Origin of the sequence: Pseudomonas azerbaijanoccidentalis (assembly GCF_019145495.1) — a bacterium.
Lineage (GTDB): Bacteria > Pseudomonadota > Gammaproteobacteria > Pseudomonadales > Pseudomonadaceae > Aquipseudomonas > Aquipseudomonas azerbaijanoccidentalis.
Map to the genome: position 1 here is coordinate 1 of NZ_JAHSTU010000011.1, position 17,432 is coordinate 17,432.

The following is a 17,432-nucleotide window of genomic DNA, read 5'->3' on the forward strand; positions in this document are numbered from 1 at the left end:
CAAGTGGAGCGTATCGCCATGGATTTGCGTGTTGTGTGGAGTTTGCTGGGGTTGACGCTGTTGCCGGGGCTTTGCGCCGCCGCAGGCAAGTGCGAGCGTCTTGTAGTGACCGGTAGCCCCGATGCACCGCCGTATCTGTGGCAAGACCCGCAAAATCCCAAACACCTGATCGGCGCCAGTGCCGATTTGTTGCAGCAAGTGGCGGGGGAGTTGGGCATCAAGGTCGAACTGCTTTATGCCGGCAAACGCTCGCAGGCACTGGACGAAGTGCGCAGCGGCCGCATGGACATGCTGGCCGACGCCAGTTTGACGGTCAGTGAACTGGAGTCTCTGGATTACATTCACCCTCCGTTGCTGGAAAACGATTACCTGGTCTGGACCCGTAAAGACTCGCCGCTGGTCTACAACAATGTGCAGGATTTGCACGGCCACCCCGGCGCGATGTCGGAAAAGTCTCGAGTAACTTCGGGATTTGGCACATTGGCCGAGCAGCAATTGACCCTCACCCGTACGCCCAACCTGACCCAGGCCTTTCAGAAATTGCTGTTGGGTGAGGTGGAATTTGTCCTCGCCGGACGCTACTCCGGCATGGCGATGGCGCAGACATTGGGCATGACCAACGACTTGATTGCCCGTGCGCAACCGGTCGACAGTCCAGGGCTGTTTCTGGCGGTTTCCCACAACTCGGCATGCAACGATCCCTGGTTGCGCGGACAGCTGGCCAAAAAGATGACAGAATTGCCCGCGTCCGGACTGACGGAGGCTGTGCTGCTGAGCAATATCGAGCGTTGGAACGCTCAACTCTCTCAACGGCAGAAACAACCTGTCAGTGCCCCAAAACAGTAGGGATTTTTAGTGAGTATTCGACCTCTTTTCGCTGCCCTGGCCGTTCTGGCTCTGGCGGGTTGTGCAGCCGATCCGGCGCCGAATGAACAAATGCGCCTCACCGAACAGGCACTCTTACAAGCCAAGGCTGTTGGTGCGACCGCCGACGAAGTGCCGGAAATGAAACTGGCCGAAGACAAGTTCAAACGCGCCCAGGGCAGCATGGCTGATCAGTCATACAAAAATGCGCGCATGCGCTCCGAGCAAGCAGAGCTGGATGCGCGTCTGGCTGAAGCCCGGGTCTTGACCCTCAAGAGTGAGGAACAGTTGAACGTCCTCAACACCCGCATCGCTCGTCTGCGCAAGCAGTTGGGAGATGCCCAATGAGCCTCAAGTCCAAAGTACTCGGCGGTTTGATCCTGGCCGGTTGCGCGAGCCTCTATGGTTGCGCCGGTCAGCACAGCGAAGCGGCGTTGCAGCAGGCTGGTACCGACTTCCAGAAGGTCAAGGAAGACGCCAATGTGCTGCGCATCGCTCCGAAGGATGTGATTCGCGCCGGTGAATCGCTCGCCCGTGCCGATCGTTTGTCCACCTACTGGGGCAGTGGTTCGGACGTGCTGCATTACGCCTATCTGAGCCAGCGCTACAGCGAAATCGCTCGGGAGCACACCAATCAGGTGCTCAACGAAGAGCGCGCAGCCAAGCTCGAACTGGAGCGTCAGCGCCTGCAACTGGCCTTGCGCGAATCCAAACTGCTCAGTGTGCAGCAGCAGGGTAAATGGCTCGAAGAGCAGATCGTGGCCCTGGCAACCACGCAAACTGATCGCGGTCTGGTGATGACCTTGGGCGATGTGCTGTTCGATACCGGCGAAGCGGAGCTGAAAAACTCGGCTAACCGCGTGGTGTTGAAAATCGTGCAGTTCCTGCAGCTCAATCCCAAGCGTGTCGTGCGAATCGAAGGCTATGCCGACAGTACGGGCGGCAAGCAGGAAAACCTCAAGCTGTCCCGTGACCGTGCGCAGTCAGTGGCGGATGTGTTGATGGATTTGGGCATCGAAGACAAGCGTATTCAAGTCGAAGGGTACGGCGATGAATACCCGGTCGATGCAAACGCCTCCGAACGGGGCAGGGCGCAGAACCGTCGGGTAGAAATTGTTTTCTCCGATGAAAAAGGCCAGCTCGGCGCAGCCCGCTAAGGGTTGCGTCTCTGGAAAGCCCGGCCTGCCCGACAGCGCCGGGTTTTTTTATGCCTGCAGATTACCGCACAAAACAGTACAGTTTTTGCTGACACTGCACTGTACTGTCGACTATTGTGGCAACTGTCCCAGTACACTTCTAAACTGTTCCGGTATTGTTTCACACAAGAATAAAATGCCCGTGATATCGAGTGCTGCGTCATGACCAATCTCTTGCTGTACCAACGTATTGCTCAACAACTGGCTGAGGACATCCGTCGTGGTGTCTATCAACCGGGCGAGCGCGTGCCTTCGGTGCGCAAGATGAGTTCGCAGCTCAATGTCAGCCATGCCACGGTTTTGCAGGCGTATGCCAACCTTGAAGATCAGGGCCTGATCCGTGCCCGGCCACAGTCCGGCTACTACGTGCACCAGACCCCGGCACTGACTGCGCCAACGCCGGACATCGCTCGGGTCGAACGCCCTGGCCTGGTCACGCGCAGCAGCATTATCCAGCAGGTCTTGGTCGAGTCCCGTCGTGAAGGTGTTTTCCCATTGGGCGCGGCTGTACCGAGCGTCGACTATCTGCCGGTACGGGCACTGCATCAGCAGTTGGCCAAAGTCACCCGTTTCCACAGCCCGCGTGCATTCAGCTACATGTTCAGCCCCGGTTTCGAACCGCTGCGCCGACAAGTGGCGATCCGCATGCGCGATGCCGGTGTGGTGGTCGACCCTTCGGAAGTGGTCATTACCCACGGTTGTGTCGATGCCTTGCAGATGTCGCTGCGGGTGCTGACCCGGCCCGGTGACCTGATCGCCGCCGAATCGCCGACTTACTACGGTTTGTTGCAACTGGCCGACCTGCTGGGCCTCAAAGTCATCGAAATTCCTAGCGACCCGTCCACTGGCATGAGCCTGGAAGCCCTGCAACTGGCGGCCAACCAATGGTCGATCAAGGCGCTGGTGTTGACCACTCGCCTGAGTAATCCATTGGGCGGCACCATGCCCGAAGAGCGGCAGAAGCAACTGCTTCGCCTGGCATCGGACTTCGACATTCAGATTGTCGAGGATGATATCTACGGCGAGTTAATGTTCGAGCAGGGGCGCACCAAATCCCTCAAGGCCTACGACCGGCTGGATCGGGTCATCTACTGTTCGAGTTTCTCCAAGACACTGTCGCCGGGCGTTCGCATTGGCTGGATGATCGCCGGTAAGTATCAGCAGGAAATTCAGCGGCTACAGACATTCAGTACGCATTCGGCTTGCAGCGTCACGCAAATGGGCATTGCCGCTTATCTGGAAAATGGCGGTTATGACCGACATTTGCGTTACATCCGTCAGGAGTACCGCAAGAACCTCAGCGCCTTCCAGCTCGCTGTGCAGCAGTACTTCCCCGAAGGCACACAGATGACACGGCTGACGGGCGGTTTCATTTTGTGGGTGAGCCTGCCTGGGCGGGTCAACACCCAGGAATTGCATGTGCGGGCGTTGCAGCAGGGCATCAGTATCGCGCCGGGGCTGATTTTCAGTAACACCGAACAGTTCAACCATTGTATCCGGCTCAACTGCGGCATCCCGTGGAACCGCGAAGCGGAGCGCGCATTGATGACGCTCGGCATGCTCGCGACCCAGCTCTGTCAGGAGATGGCTGGAGGGCTGTAACGGGTAATATGGCGATACTGAGCGGGCTTGTCTTGTTGGTTGCAACAGGCGAGCATAGGCGCCTCTGCCGTTTGCACCGTTGGGTCCATGAAACCGATTTTTCCTGCCGCCTGGCTGTTTATCTGTCTGTTATTCAGCGCTCAGCCGGCATTGGTCATGGCCGCTTCCGCTCAGGACAAACCGGCGGCAAGCACCCCTTCGAAAAAAAAAGCAGCCACCAAACAAACTGTGCCGGTTAAAAAGAAACCCGCCGCAGTAAAGAAGCGTCAGCCCATCGCCTCCAAATCGAAACCGGCCAGTGAAGTGGCGAAAACCCAACTGCCTTCCGCCAACCTGGATTTGAGCCTGCCCAAGGATATGGTTGAAGAGCTCGATCCGGTCGGCACGGTGCCTTTGCCCAAGCGCGAACCCGTGTTGCCGCAAATGTTCGGTGACAAAAGCAGTCAGTTCCAGCTCAACGGTCGCTTGATCAGTAACGAAATGCAGCTACAGCTACGCAATGAAGAGCGCCACGAAGTCGAAGGTGCGGCGCTGGAGTTTGAGTTCAAGCGATAAGTCGACCCCATTCGCAACCCGCTTGGCAGACACCTTGTCGGAGACTGCCCGGTCACACCTGTTTGCCAGTAAAAACCCGTTGCACGGTAATTTAAAACAACTGTTTTAGCGGTTACTCTGTGCCCCGTCCTTTAATACATTGCTCGTCGTGAGGTACTTGTCGTCATGAAATGCCGTGAGGGCTGTGGCGCTTGTTGCATTGCCCCTTCCATCAGTTCCCCGATACCCGGAATGCCCCAGGGCAAAGCCGCGGGTGAACGCTGCCTGCAACTGTCCCCCGAAAACCTGTGCAATATTTTCGGCCAACCGGAGCGCCCGGCGGTGTGTTCGGCATTCGAGGCTGACGTTGAGGTGTGTGGCAGCAGCAGTGAAGAGGCCATCAGGCTGATTGGCTGGTGGGAGCAAATGACGGCGGCGTAATGTGTCAACGAACGGAACTTAAACAATAAGGAATAACATTATGGGTTCGCTGCATCGTATCGCTGTGCTGTGTGGTTTGACGGCTGTATTGGCCACTTCGGTTGCACAGGCCGAAGACTGGAAAGTCGCCAAGAACGAAGACGGCATCAAGGTTTCCCTGAGTGAAGTGCCGGGTTCCGACTACAAGGCCTACCAGGGTGTCACCCTGATGAAAACCACCATGGCCAAACTGCGCGCGCTGCAGGAGGACGTAGCCGGCGCCTGCACCTGGATTCACGAATGCAAGAGCCAGAAGTTGCTCAAGCATGAAGGTGACCAGAGCTGGACTTACACCCAATTCAATACGCCATGGCCGGTTACCCCGCGCGACTCGGTGCTGCACATCACCACCGTTGAAGGCGCCGATGGCAGCCTGACCCGCAAACTTGAAGGCGTGCCCAAGTACATTCCCGAAGAAAAGGGCTTTGTGCGGGTTACCAAGGTGGATGGCTTCTGGAAGTTCGTCCCCAAGGGTGATCAGATTGAAGTGACTTATCAGGTTCACACCGAACCGGGTGGCAGTATTCCTTCGATGGTTGCCAATAAGTTTGTGGTGGATGCGCCGTTCAACACCCTGAAAGAGCTGAAGGCTCGGGCCGAGAAGTAAGCGCTGGGCATATCGTCCCCGATCTGCTGCGTTTCCACTCCCTGCCTGGTGGAAAAGTTCGCAACCTCGTTGAACTCCGCAGCGCCTACGAGAAAATGAATTCAACGTAGGAGCTGCCGAAGGCTGCGATCTTCTGATCCGCAGCCTTTATTGTGTTTCCAGATATGCGTTGCACAAAATTTTCACAATGCCTCCAAGACAATTCGCCCGCGCCGACATCGCAGAACAGTAATCAATGGCAATGCCGCCGTTGATCGTGCAACATTTGCGCACCGCGCAAACCCCGGGGCCGAGTACTGGCCAATAGAGGGCAAGGCGCAGCTGTATCTTGAAACTTCAACTTCCAATGGGTCCTAAAACGACATGGCAATCCCGGACGCCCTGAGTCAGCAGCGAGCTTCGAGTCGCCTGCTGCAACCGACCGTCAAATCGCATCTGGCCTACACGCTGCTGTGTGCCTTGGTGATGATGGTGATGTTTTCCGCGCTGCGCCTTGCGCTGCTGGTCTACAACCGCGAAATGATCCTCGATACACCGGCCTCGACCTTTATCGAAGCGTTCGCCAACGGCTTGCGTTTCGACCTGCGTCTGGTGGTCTACCTCAGCATCCCGTTGATCCTGGCACTGTTCAGCGCCCGGGCCATGGCCGCGCGCGGGTTCTTTCGCCTTTGGCTGACCATTGCGTCCAGCATCGCGTTGTTCCTGGGCCTGATGGAGATGGACTTCTACCGTGAATTCCACCAGCGCCTCAACGGACTGGTGTTCCAGTACGTGAAAGAAGATCCGAAAACCGTGATGAGCATGCTCTGGTACGGTTTTCCGGTGGTCCGCTACCTGCTGGCCTGGGCCGTTGGCACCTGGCTCCTGAGCCTGGCGTTCAAGGGCGCAGACCGCGCGACCCGTCCTCGTGGTCCGTTCAGCGGCGGCAGCATCAGTACCCGCCAGGTTGCACCGTGGTACGCACGCATCATGGTCTTTGTGGTCTGCCTGCTGATTTGTGTGGTCGCCGCTCGTGGCACCTTGCGCCAGGGCCCGCCAATGCGTTGGGGTGATGTCTACACCACCGATTCCAACTTCGCCAACCAACTGGGCCTGAACGGTACGCTTTCTCTGGTAGCCGCGGCGAAAAGCCGGATGTCCGAAGATCGCGACAACATCTGGAAAGCCACGCTGCCACAGCCAATGGCCCAGCAGACCGTGCGCGACATGTTGGTCATGAAGGACGACAAACTGGTGGATGGCGAAACCGCCGCCGTACGTCGTGACTACACGCCACCCGCTGACAAGACCCTGCCGATCAAGAACGTCGTTGTGATCCTGATGGAAAGCATGGCCGGTCACTCGGTTGGTGCGTTGGGCGCCCCTGGCAACATCACGCCGTACCTCGACAAACTGTCGAAGGAAGGCCTGTTGTTCGACCGTTTCTTCTCCAATGGCACCCACACCCACCAGGGTATGTTCGCCACCATGGCGTGCTTCCCCAACCTGCCAGGTTTCGAATACCTGATGCAGACCCCGGAAGGCAGCCACAAGTTGTCCGGCCTGCCGCAGTTGCTCAGCGCCCGTGACTACGACGACGTGTACGTCTACAACGGTGACTTCGCCTGGGACAACCAGTCCGGTTTCTTCAGCAACCAGGGCATGACCAACTTCATCGGGCGTAACGACTTCGTCAACCCGGTGTTCTCCGATCCGACGTGGGGCGTGTCCGACCAGGATATGTTCGACCGTGGTCTGGTTGAACTGAAGGCCCGTGACGGCAAGGACAAGAAACCGTTCTATGCCTTGTTGCAAACCCTGTCCAACCACACCCCTTACGCCTTGCCGACGCCATTGCCGGTCGAGCGTGTGACCGATCGTGGCAGCCTGAACGAACACTTGACCGCCATGCGTTACGCGGACTGGGCGTTGGGCCAGTTCTTCGAGAAGGCCCGCAAGGAGCCGTACTTCAAGGAAACCCTGTTTGTGGTCGTCGGCGACCACGGTTTCGGCAACGAGCGGCAGATCACCGAAATGGACCTGGGTCGTTTCAACGTGCCGATGCTGCTGATCGCACCCGGCATCCAGGAAAAATTCGGCACGCTGAACCACACCGTGGGTACGCAGATCGACATCGTACCGACCATCATGGGGCGTCTCGGTGGTGAAGTGCGTCATCAGTGCTGGGGGCGTGACCTGCTCAACCTGCCTGAAGGCGATACCGGTTTTGGTGTGATCAAGCCTTCGGGCAGCGAACAGACCACGGCCATCGTCACGGCTGATCAGATCCTGGTCCTGCCACGGGACAAGGACATGGCACCGAAGATGTATCAGTACGAACTGGGCGCCAAGCCGCATGCCGAGGTTGTACCGGATGCACCGCGCACTGCCGAACTGAAAACCAAGCTGGAAGCGTTCCTGCAAACAGCGACCAAGAGCCTGATCGATAACACCGCCGGTGTGGTCGATGGCAAGCCGGACTAAGCTGTGATGCAATAAAAAAGAGGCCCTTGAAAAGGGCCTCTTTTTTTTGCTTTTTAAACCGTCATATTTTGCCGAGTAACAACAGAATCAGTATCACCACCAACACCACGCCAATAATACCGGACGGGCCATAACCCCAACTTCTGGAGTGCGGGAAGACCGGTAAGCCACCGATCAGTAACAAGATCAGAATGATGAGAAGAATTGTGCCCATGTCTGTTTCCTTGCTGTAAGAGTTCAGGAATGACTTTGCCGTTATCAGTCAGCGGGAATGTCATTAATTCGAGCTGCTTAACATTTCCGACCTTCGCGCTTGAAAGAAAATTCCAAGTTTTTTTGATGTTTTTTGAAGCAGAGCCCATTCCAAATCATGTCGTATTAGTTGACTCAGCCGTTCCGGCGGTTTGCTCGGGCCATTCAGCAATCTGATGGAGCGTGGGTCGCGCAATATCCTTCGCTACACTCGACGCATCTTCCCCGGAACCACAAGGCTGTTTGCTATGCAAAATCGCATGATGATCACTGGCGCAGGCTCGGGCCTGGGTCGCGAAATCGCGCTGCGCTGGGCGCGTGAAGGCTGGCAACTGGCCTTGTCGGACGTCAGCGAGCCCGGCCTGCAGGAAACCCTGAAACTGGTGCGTGACGCCGGCGGCGACGGTTTCACTCAGCGTTGCGACGTCCGCGATTACAGCCAATTGACCGCGTTCGCCCAAGCGTGCGAAGTCAAACTCGGTGGCATCGATGTCATCGTCAATAACGCAGGCGTAGCGTCGGGCGGGTTCTTCAGCGAACTGTCCCTGGAAGACTGGGACTGGCAGATCGCGATCAACCTGATGGGGGTGGTCAAGGGCTGCAAGGCGTTCCTGCCGCTGCTGGAAAAAAGCAAAGGCAAGATCATCAACATCGCCTCAATGGCTGCGCTGATGCAAGGCCCAGCCATGAGCAACTACAACGTGGCCAAGGCCGGCGTGGTGGCGTTGTCCGAAAGCCTGTTGATCGAACTGGCGCAACAGGAAGTTGGCGTGCATGTGGTATGCCCGTCGTTCTTCCAGACCAACTTGCTGGATTCTTTCCGTGGCCCGACCCCGGCGATGAAAGCCCAGGTTGGCAAGTTACTGGAAAGTTCGCCGATCAGCGCCGCGGACATTGCCGACTACATCTATCAGCAGGTCGCAGCGGGGGAATTCATGATCCTGCCCCACGAGCAGGGCCGCATGGCCTGGGCGTTGAAACAGAAGAACCCGCAATTGCTCTACAACGAAATGACGATCATGGCCGACAAGATGCGCGCCAAGGCCAAACAATCCGCAGGCTGAACTTGCCCGCGAGCGACGGCATCGTTAGGGTGGCCGCCATCGGCCACTCTGACGAGACGTTCCCATGCTCAACTACCTGTGGTTCTTCCTTGCCGCGCTGTTTGAAATCGCCGGTTGCTTCGCCTTCTGGATGTGGCTGCGCCAGGGTAAAAGCGCCTGGTGGATCCTACCGGCACTGCTCAGCCTGACTTTGTTTGCACTGTTGCTGACGCGCGTCGAGTCGACCTACGCCGGTCGCGCCTATGCCGCCTACGGTGGCATCTACATCGTTGCCTCGATTGGCTGGCTGGCGGTGGTCGAGCGGATTCGTCCGCTGGGTTCGGACTGGCTCGGCGTGGCGTTGTGCGTGATCGGCGCCAGCATCATTTTGTTCGGCCCGCGGTTTTCCGCGTCCTGAAAGGCTGGCGCTACTTTTAGGGGTTCTGTCAGACGTTTCCGTCAGTACGTGGGCTCGTGGCTGTAAGTTCAGTCTGGATTGCCGCTGCTGCCTTGAAGGCCCGGCCTGCGCCGGGCATCTTCAAGGTTCGGTAACCCTGAAAGGACGAAGGCCATGCTTGTACTCAGTCGCGTAGTGGGCGAATTGATTTCCATCGGTGACAACATTTCCATACGCGTCGTCGCCGTCAACGGCAACAACGTGCGTTTCGGCGTCGAGGCGCCGCAAGATGTGAGTGTGCACCGTTCGGAGATTTACGACCGCATCAAGCGCAAGCTGCCCCGGCAGAAAAAATCAGTCGAATAGATGCTTGGGCACATCGTGCTTGAGCATCAATTGGCACTGCTCGCTTTCCGGGTCGAAGACGATCAGGGCCTGGCCTTTGGTCAGTGCCTGGCGCACCCGCAGAACACGGGTTTCCAGTGGCGTGTCATCGCCATTGTCAGTGCCGTCGCGGGTCACGAAATCCTCGATCAGGCGGGTGAGGGTGTCGACTTCAAGTTGGTCGTGGGGGATGAGCATAGGCACCTCGGGTGAACAATGCGGCGATGCTACGGCGGATATGCCCGCACCACCAGTAGGAGCTGTCGAAGGCTGCGATCTTTTGATTTTCAGCAGCGCTACTGATGCCGAAAATCAAAAGATCGCAGCCTTCGGCAGCTCCTACATGCCTGTTGTGGCCTAGCTGTCGTTACGCTGCCCCACCAGGCTATCCACCGATGGCACCCGCGTGTCGCTTTCCATCTGGGTGTCGTGTTCGATCTGGTGACTGAACCGGTCCAGTGAACCTGTGGCGGGTTGCGCGTCGCTGGCGAAGACCGGCGGGCTGAGGATGTAGGCACCGAGCAGGCGGCTCAGGGCGGCGAGGCTGTCGATGTGGGTGCGTTCATAGCCATGGGTCGCGTCGCAACCGAAGGCGAGCAGGGCGGTGCGGATGTCATGACCGGCAGTCACCGCCGAGTGCGCATCGCTGAAGTAATAGCGGAACAGATCGCGGCGCACGGGCAAGTCGTTATCGCTGGCCAGGCGCAGCAGGTGTCGCGACAAGTGATAGTCGTACGGCCCGCCCGAGTCCTGCATCGCGATGCTCACCGCGTGCTCGCTGGAGTGCTGGCCCGGGGCGACCGGCGCGATGTCGATGCCGACAAATTCGCTGACGTCCCACGGCAAAGCCGCGGCCGCGCCACTGCCGGTTTCTTCGGTAATGGTGAACAGCGGATGACAGTCGATCAGCAATTCTTCGCCACTGTCGACGATGGCTTTCAACGCCGCCAGCAGCGCCGCGACCCCGGCCTTGTCGTCGAGGTGGCGGGCACTGATGTGGCCGCTTTCAGTGAATTCGGGCAGCGGGTCGAAGGCGACGAAATCGCCGACGCTGATGCCCAGTGAATCGCAATCCGCGCGGGTCGCGCAGTAGGCATCCAGACGCAGTTCGATGTGATCCCAGCTGATCGGCATTTCATCCACAGCGGTGTTGAAGGCGTGCCCGGAGGCCATCAACGGCAGCACGCTACCGCGAATTACGCCGTTGTCGGTGAACAAACTGACCCGGCTGCCCTCGGCGAAACGGCTGGACCAACAGCCCACGGGGGCAAGGGTCAGGCGGCCGTTGTCCTTGATGGCGCGCACGGCAGCGCCGATGGTGTCGAGGTGCGCGGAAACAGCGCGGTCAGGGCTGTTCTTCTTGCCCTTGAGGGTGGCGCGGATGGTGCCGCGACGGGTCATTTCGAAGGGTATGCCCAGCTCTTCCAGGCGTTCGGCGACGTAGCGCACGATGGTGTCGGTGAACCCGGTCGGGCTGGGAATGGCGAGCATTTCCAGCAGGACTTTTTGCAGATAAGCGAGGTCGGGTTCTGGGTATTTGATGGTCATGGAAACTCCTGATGAGTGAAGAGCATCGATGGTTTCGATGAGTGAGAACGTTGTCGTCTGTCGAGCCGCCATCGCGAGCAGGCTCGCTCCTACATTGGAACGCGTCACCCTGTAGGAGCGGGCTTGCCGATCAGGCGCTACATCACTAGGAAACTGCCGGCTGACTATGCGGAAACAACAAATCCACAAAGCGCTCAGCCGTTGGTTGCGGCTCATGGTTGGCCAACCCGGCGCGTTCGTTGGCTTCGATAAACACGTACTCCGGTTGATCGGCGGCGGTCACCATCAGATCGAGGCCGACCACTGGAATGTCCAGTGCCCGCGCTGCCCGCACCGCGGCATCCAGCAAGGTCGGATGCAGGATCGCGGTAACGTCTTCGAGAACTCCGCCGGTATGCAGATTCGCTGTACGCCGAACGAAAAGGTGCTCGCCCACCGGCAGGATGCTGCTGTAGTCGTAACCGGCGGCATGCAAGGTGCGCTGGGTTTCATGATCCAGCGGGATTTTGCTTTCACCGTCGGTGGCAGCCTGGCGGCGTCGACTCTGGGCTTCAATCAGCGCGCCGATGGAATGCTGACCATCGCCTACCACTTCAGCCGGTTTGCGAATGGCCGCGGCAACCACTTCAAAGCCGATCACCAGAATTCGCAAATCGAGACCTTCATGGAAGCTTTCCAGCAATACGCGACTGTCGAACCGGCGGGCAGCTTCGATGGCTTGCTGGACGTCTTCGATGGTCTGCAAATCAACCGCCACGCCCTGACCTTGTTCACCGTCCAGCGGTTTGACCACCACCCGCTGATGCTCGTCGAGGAACGCCAGATTGTCGTCGGCATTCCCCGCCAGTTGCTGTGCCGGAAGATTCAGGCCAGCGGCTTTCAGTACTTTGTGGGTCAGGCTTTTGTCCTGGCACAACGTCATGCTGATTGCGCTGGTCAGATCACTGAGGGATTCGCGGCAGCGCACCCGGCGTCCGCCATGGCTAAGAGTGAACATCCCGGCCTCAGCGTTATCGACGTGCACATCGATGCCCCGGCGGTGCGCTTCTTCGACAATGATTCGCGCGTAGGGATTGAACTCGGCTTCGGGACCCGGCCCTAGAAACAGCGGCTGGTTGATGCCGTTCTTGCGCTTGATGGCGAATGTCGACAGGTTGCGAAAACCGAGTTTCGCGTAGAGGTTTTTCGCCTGACGGTTGTCGTGCAACACGGACAGGTCGAGGTAACTCAGGCCGCGGCTCATGAAGTGTTCGATCAAATGCCGCACCAGGACTTCACCGACGCCCGGTCGTGAACAGTGCGGGTCGACCGCCAAACACCACAGGCTGCTGCCGTTTTCCGGATCATTGAAGGCCTTGTGATGATTGAGGCCCATGACGCTGCCGATCACCGCGCCGCTGTCCTCGTCTTCAGCCAGCCAGTACACCGGGCCGCCCACGTGTCGCGGAGTCAGCAAGGTGGCATCGATCGGCAACATGCCGCGTGCCTGGTACAGCTGATTGATCGCACTCCAGTCGGCGTCGCTCTGGGCGCGGCGGATGCGGAACCCGCGAAACACCCGGGTGGCCTGGCGGTAATCACTGAACCACAGGCGCAAAGTGTCGGACGGGTCGAGAAACAACTGGGTCGGTTCCAGCCCCAACACTTGCTGGGGCGCGGCGACGTACAGCGCAATGTCGCGTTCACCGGGTTGCTCGTTGAGCAGCTCTTTGGCGAGGCTGGCCGGATCGGCAAAGGTATGGCCGATCAGCAATCGGCCCCAGCCGCAATGCACGGCAATCGGCTCGCCGCCCAGCGCGCTGCCGTCTTCGGCCAGACGCGCCTGCAAGCGTTCGTAGGAGGGCGCCTGGCCGCGCAACAAGCGTTGGCTGAAAGCCGTGGCGTGAGGTTTCATCGATTAGATTCCTTGTTCACTGAGCCACAGGTTCAGGGCCGCCAATTGCCACAGCTTGGAGCCGCGCAGCGGGGTCAGTTGTCCTTGCGGGTCAGTCAGTAAACGGTCGAGCATGGCCGGGTTGAACAGGCCTCGATCCTGGCTGGGGTCAAGCAACAACTCGCGCACCCAGTTCAGCGTGTCGCCCTGCAAATGCTTGAGGCCAGGCACCGGGAAGTAGCCTTTCTTGCGGTCGATCACTTCACTCGGGATCACCAGCCGCGCCGCTTCCTTGAGCACCTGTTTGCCACCGTCCGGCAGTTTGAATTTGCCCGGCACCCGGGCCGACAATTCCACCAGGCGATAGTCAAGAAACGGCGTACGCGCTTCCAGGCCCCAGGCCATGGTCATGTTGTCGACGCGTTTGACCGGGTCGTCCACCAGCATCACCGTGCTGTCCAGACGCAGGGCTTTGTCCACCGCCGCATCGGCACCCGGTTGTGCGAAGTGTTCCTTCACGAAGTCACCGGCAGCATCGTTCGCCGTCAGCCATTTCGGCTGCACGGTGGCGGCATAGTCGTCGTAGCTGCGGTCGAAAAACGCTTCACGATAGGCAGCGTATGGATCGCTGGCGCCGTCCACCTGCGGATACCAGTGATAGCCGGCGAACAACTCGTCGGCGCCTTGGCCGCTTTGCACCACTTTGCAATGCTTGGCCACTTCCCGAGACAACAGGTAGAAGGCGATGCAATCGTGGCTGACCATCGGCTCGCTCATCGCACGGAACGCGGCAGGCAGTTGTTCGATGATCTCTTTTTCGTCGATGCGCAATTGATGATGCTGCGTGCCGTAGTGTTGGGCGATCAGGTCCGAATACTGGAACTCGTCACCGCGCTCGCCACCGGCATCCTGGAAACCAATGGAAAACGTCGACAGGTTTTCTACGCCGACTTCCCGCAACAGACCCACCAGCATGCTCGAATCGACGCCGCCGGAAAGCAGCACGCCGACATCGACCGCTGCGCGTTGGCGAATCGCGACGGCCTCGCGAGTGCTGTCGAGCACACGGTCGCGCCAGTCTTCAAGGGTCAGGTTCAGCTCGTCGGCGCGGGGGCCGTAGGGCAGGGTCCACCAGGTTTTCTGCTCGGTGCGGCCATCCGCTTCGATGCGCATCCAGGTCGCAGGCGGCAGCTTTTCGATGCCGGCCAGCAAGGTGCGCGGCGCGGGGACCACGGCGTGGAAATTCAAATAATGATTGAGCGCCACCGGATCGAGTATCGGATTGATGTCGCCACCCTTGAGCAGCGCCGGCAGCGCCGAGGCAAAGCGCAGGCGTTGGCCGGTGCGGGACAGGTACAGCGGTTTCACGCCTAGGCGATCCCGGGCAATGAACAGGCGCTGGGCATCACGCTCCCAAATGGCAAAGGCAAACATGCCGTTGAGTTTCGGCAGCAGCGCTTCACCCCAGGCGTGAAAGCCTTTGAGCAACACTTCGGTGTCGCCGCCGGAATAGAAGGCATAACCGAGCGCTTCGAGTTCGGTGCGCAATTCCGGGTAGTTATAGATGGCGCCGTTGAAGGCCAGGGACAAGCCCAGTTGGTTGTCGATCATCGGCTGCGCCGAGCCATCCGACAGGTCCATGATTTTCAGGCGTCTGTGGCCCAGGGCAATCGGCCCTTGGCTATGAAAACCCCAAGCATCGGGGCCGCGTGGTGCCAAGTGATGGGTGATTCGTTCAACCGCCGCGAGGTCGGCAGGTTGATGATCAAAACGTAACTCGCCAGCTAATCCGCACATAAATTCCTTACCGGTTTTTCCGTTGGGGAGGGTCAATCGTTACCGGGCCAAAACGGCCGGTACTCAGAAACTGACCCGGCTCAATCCCCGGAGTTTTAGACCGATAAGTTATAAAGAACGGGAGCACTCCCGGTTGGGCGCCGGTCACCCAGCCTGTAGGAGCGAGTCAGGCGTGGGTGCGGCGGATCAGGTTGCGCAGTGAAAACCGGTTCGGGTGGCAGGCTTCCGCCACGCTTCTGGGCAAGGGCAGGGGCTCGTTGTCCAGCCACCCGGCGAGCAACTCTCCGGACAGCGGCGCGGTGATCAAGCCGCGTGAACCGTGGCCACTGTTGACGTACAAACCGGCGAGCCACGGGCATTCGATGTCCGGCACCTGTCGGGCGTCTTTGCTCAGTACTGCATAAGCGTCATTGAATGCCTGGCTATCGGCCAATGGTCCGACGATGGGCAAGTAATCGGGGCTGGTGCAGCGAAACGCGGCGCGACCCTGGAGACTTTCCGGGGCCAGTGTGTCGGCGTGCAAACGGGTGACCAGATCGTGGGAAATCTCTTCGAGCATGGCCAGGTTGCCCACGTGTTCGGCGGTGGTCGGGGTCAGGTCGTCGCTTTTGAAATCGAAACTCGCGCCCAGGGTGTGTTCGCCGAGTCGCGCGGGGGCGACGTAGCCTTCGGCGCAGACCACCGTGCTCAACGCCTGGCTTTGCGGGGTTTGCATCAGGCGGGTGATTTGCCCGCGAATGCGTTTGAGCGGTAGTCCTGCGCTTTCGGGAAAACGCTGGATCTCGGCGGCACCGGCCAATACCACCACCGGTGCGCTGGCGAGCAGGCGCTCGCTGTCCCAGGCTTGCCACTGCCCCTCGACCTTGCGCAGTTCCAGGGCATCGTGATGAATCTTGAGTTGAATGCCGGGGTGCGCGGCTTGCCATTGGCACAACGCCGGCGGATGAACCCAGCCGCCCTCGGGATAGTACAGCCCACCGCTGGCCAGCCCGATGCCCGCCAGTTTTTGCGCGTGGGGTTGATCCAGCAGTTGCAGCAGATCTTCGGGAAAGGCGTCGGCCAATTGCTGTTGCCGTTCGGCTTCCTTGGCGTTGAACGCCAGTTGCAGCACGCCGCAATCGTCCCAATCGGTGCCGCGTTGCAAGTGTTCGAGCTGGCGGCGGGTGTAGCCGAAACCGCTGACGATCATTTGCGACAGCGCGGTGCCGTGGGCCGATAACTTCAGGTACAGCACGCCTTGCGGGTTGCCGGACGCTTCCTGGGCCAGGTCGGCGTGGCGTTCCAGCACCGTCACTTGCCAGCCACGCGCGGCGAGGCTGGCCGCGCTGGCACAACCGGCGAGCCCGGCACCGATCACCAGTGCCCGGCGTTCACCGGTCAGCGGAGCAGGGCGGGCGAACCAAGGTTTCACGGGCACGGGGGCGGTCACCTCTGCCGGCCAGCCGAGGAACTCACCGCGCAGGATTTCCCATTTGTGGCCGATGCCCGGGGTGCGTTTCATTTTGAAGCCGGCGGCATTCAGCAGACGCCGCACCCAACCGGTGCTGGTGAACGTGCTGATGGTCGAGCCGGGAGCGGTCAGTCGTGCCAGTTCGACGAACAGCTCGGCGGTCCACATATCAGGGTTTTTCGCCGGGGCAAAACCGTCGAGAAACCAGGCGTCGATTTGCGCGTCCAGTTGCGGCAGTTGCTCCAGCGCATCACCGATCATCAAGGTCAGGGTGACCCGACCGTTGGCCAGCGTCAGGCGTTGAAAACCTTGATGGATCGCCACGTATTGCGCCAGCAGTTGATCGGCAAACACTTTGAGTTCCGGCCACAACGCGAGGGCGCGTTGCAGGTCGGGCGGGCTCAGGGGGTATTTTTCGACGCTGACAAAGTGCAGCCGCGCATTGGCCGGCGCATGTTGCTCGAACACCTGCCAGGCACACAGAAAATTCAGCCCTGTTCCGAAACCCGTCTCGCCGATGACCAGCCGCCCGTGCTGTGGCAGCGCAGCAAAACGTTCGGCCAAACGGTTCTGTTCGATGAACACATAACGGGTTTCGTCCAGCCCCGACTTATCGGAGAAATACACATCGTCGAACACTCGCGAATACGGACGACCCTGGTCGTCCCAGTCGAGCTGGGCGTGGGGCATTACAGGTTTCATGGCAGGCTCGGCAACGGCAAGACCGCCATTCTAGCCGATTGAGGGCGAGGTGCTTGATCCATGGCAAGGTCTACATTGATCGGTTCGCTGAATCTTTAGCAGCTGCCGAAGGCTGCGTTCGACTTCGAAGCGGTCGCCAATCCTGACATCACGTTTTGCCTGAATAAATCCATGCGACCGCTGCGCGGCCGAACGCAGCCTTCGGCAGCTGCTACAGGAAGCGGCAGGGATTTCTGCCAC

General features: G+C 59.4%; 17 protein-coding genes. 11 read left to right on the top strand and 6 right to left on the bottom strand.

What is annotated here, in order from left to right:
• The first annotated feature begins 18 nt into the window (after positions 1-18).
• The 8 genes from KVG88_RS27400 (at position 19) to KVG88_RS27435 (ending at position 7,746) form a co-directional block, all read left to right on the top strand.
• Entirely contained in the window at positions 19-846 is an 828-nt protein-coding gene (locus tag KVG88_RS27400; protein ID WP_217873367.1) for a substrate-binding periplasmic protein, read from the top strand.
• Positions 847-855: 9 nt separating this feature from the next.
• Positions 856-1,212: a DUF4398 domain-containing protein gene (locus KVG88_RS27405; RefSeq protein ID WP_150704448.1), complete on the top strand. Its 357-nt coding sequence runs from the start codon at positions 856-858 to the stop codon at positions 1,210-1,212.
• Positions 1,209-2,021 carry an OmpA family protein gene (locus KVG88_RS27410; RefSeq protein ID WP_150704447.1) on the top strand — a complete coding sequence of 271 codons (813 nt, stop codon included), beginning with the start codon at positions 1,209-1,211 and terminating at the stop codon, positions 2,019-2,021. Before KVG88_RS27405 ends, KVG88_RS27410 begins: the two co-directional genes overlap by 4 nt.
• A gap of 201 nt (positions 2,022-2,222) precedes the next feature.
• A complete protein-coding gene (locus KVG88_RS27415; RefSeq protein ID WP_217873258.1) occupies positions 2,223-3,662 on the top strand; it encodes an aminotransferase-like domain-containing protein in 1,440 nt (479 codons plus the stop codon).
• An 87-nt stretch (positions 3,663-3,749) separates the two neighbouring features.
• A complete protein-coding gene (locus KVG88_RS27420; RefSeq protein ID WP_150704446.1) occupies positions 3,750-4,217 on the top strand; it encodes a translation initiation factor 2 in 468 nt (155 codons plus the stop codon).
• Between the two features lie 165 nt (positions 4,218-4,382).
• Positions 4,383-4,637 carry a YkgJ family cysteine cluster protein gene (locus KVG88_RS27425; protein ID WP_217873259.1) on the top strand — a complete coding sequence of 85 codons (255 nt, stop codon included), beginning with the start codon at positions 4,383-4,385 and terminating at the stop codon, positions 4,635-4,637.
• A 40-nt stretch (positions 4,638-4,677) separates the two neighbouring features.
• The gene (locus KVG88_RS27430; protein ID WP_150704444.1) at positions 4,678-5,283 is read left to right on the top strand and encodes an START domain-containing protein; all 606 of its coding nucleotides are present in this window, start codon (positions 4,678-4,680) and stop codon (positions 5,281-5,283) included.
• A 363-nt stretch (positions 5,284-5,646) separates the two neighbouring features.
• Positions 5,647-7,746, top strand: coding sequence for an LTA synthase family protein (locus KVG88_RS27435; protein ID WP_217873260.1), 2,100 nt, complete (start codon positions 5,647-5,649; stop codon positions 7,744-7,746).
• 61 nt (positions 7,747-7,807) lie between these two features.
• On the opposite strand, the gene KVG88_RS27440 is transcribed toward KVG88_RS27435, so the two are convergent.
• Positions 7,808-7,960: a DUF3309 family protein gene (locus KVG88_RS27440; protein WP_008060837.1), complete on the bottom strand. Its 153-nt coding sequence runs from the start codon at positions 7,958-7,960 to the stop codon at positions 7,808-7,810.
• Positions 7,961-8,246: 286 nt separating this feature from the next.
• Here KVG88_RS27440 and KVG88_RS27445 point away from each other — a divergent pair, with 286 nt between their 5' ends.
• The 3 genes from KVG88_RS27445 (at position 8,247) to csrA (ending at position 9,804) form a co-directional block, all read left to right on the top strand.
• The gene (locus KVG88_RS27445) at positions 8,247-9,062 is read left to right on the top strand and encodes an SDR family oxidoreductase (protein ID WP_150704442.1); all 816 of its coding nucleotides are present in this window, start codon (positions 8,247-8,249) and stop codon (positions 9,060-9,062) included.
• A 64-nt stretch (positions 9,063-9,126) separates the two neighbouring features.
• The gene (locus KVG88_RS27450; protein WP_150704441.1) at positions 9,127-9,459 is read left to right on the top strand and encodes a YnfA family protein; all 333 of its coding nucleotides are present in this window, start codon (positions 9,127-9,129) and stop codon (positions 9,457-9,459) included.
• 153 nt (positions 9,460-9,612) lie between these two features.
• Positions 9,613-9,804: a carbon storage regulator CsrA gene (csrA, locus tag KVG88_RS27455; protein ID WP_150704440.1), complete on the top strand. Its 192-nt coding sequence runs from the start codon at positions 9,613-9,615 to the stop codon at positions 9,802-9,804.
• Here the strand turns inward: csrA and KVG88_RS27460 are convergent.
• From KVG88_RS27460 to mnmC, 5 genes are all read right to left on the bottom strand, one after another.
• Entirely contained in the window at positions 9,793-10,020 is a 228-nt protein-coding gene (locus KVG88_RS27460) for a YheU family protein (RefSeq protein ID WP_003199186.1), read from the bottom strand. The two genes, csrA and KVG88_RS27460, sit on opposite strands and share 12 nt — an antisense overlap.
• Before the next feature lie 159 nt (positions 10,021-10,179).
• The gene (locus KVG88_RS27465) at positions 10,180-11,370 is read right to left on the bottom strand and encodes an osmoprotectant NAGGN system M42 family peptidase (RefSeq protein WP_150704439.1); all 1,191 of its coding nucleotides are present in this window, start codon (positions 11,368-11,370) and stop codon (positions 10,180-10,182) included.
• A gap of 145 nt (positions 11,371-11,515) precedes the next feature.
• Entirely contained in the window at positions 11,516-13,264 is a 1,749-nt protein-coding gene (ngg, locus tag KVG88_RS27470; protein WP_217873261.1) for an N-acetylglutaminylglutamine synthetase, read from the bottom strand.
• 3 nt (positions 13,265-13,267) lie between these two features.
• On the bottom strand, positions 13,268-15,040 hold the full coding sequence (locus KVG88_RS27475; protein WP_217873262.1) for an N-acetylglutaminylglutamine amidotransferase: 1,773 nt from the start codon (positions 15,038-15,040) through the stop codon (positions 13,268-13,270).
• A 166-nt stretch (positions 15,041-15,206) separates the two neighbouring features.
• Entirely contained in the window at positions 15,207-17,192 is a 1,986-nt protein-coding gene (gene mnmC / locus KVG88_RS27480) for a bifunctional tRNA (5-methylaminomethyl-2-thiouridine)(34)-methyltransferase MnmC2/FAD-dependent 5-carboxymethylaminomethyl-2-thiouridine(34) oxidoreductase MnmC1 (RefSeq protein WP_217873263.1), read from the bottom strand.
• Positions 17,193-17,432 lie beyond the last annotated feature (240 nt).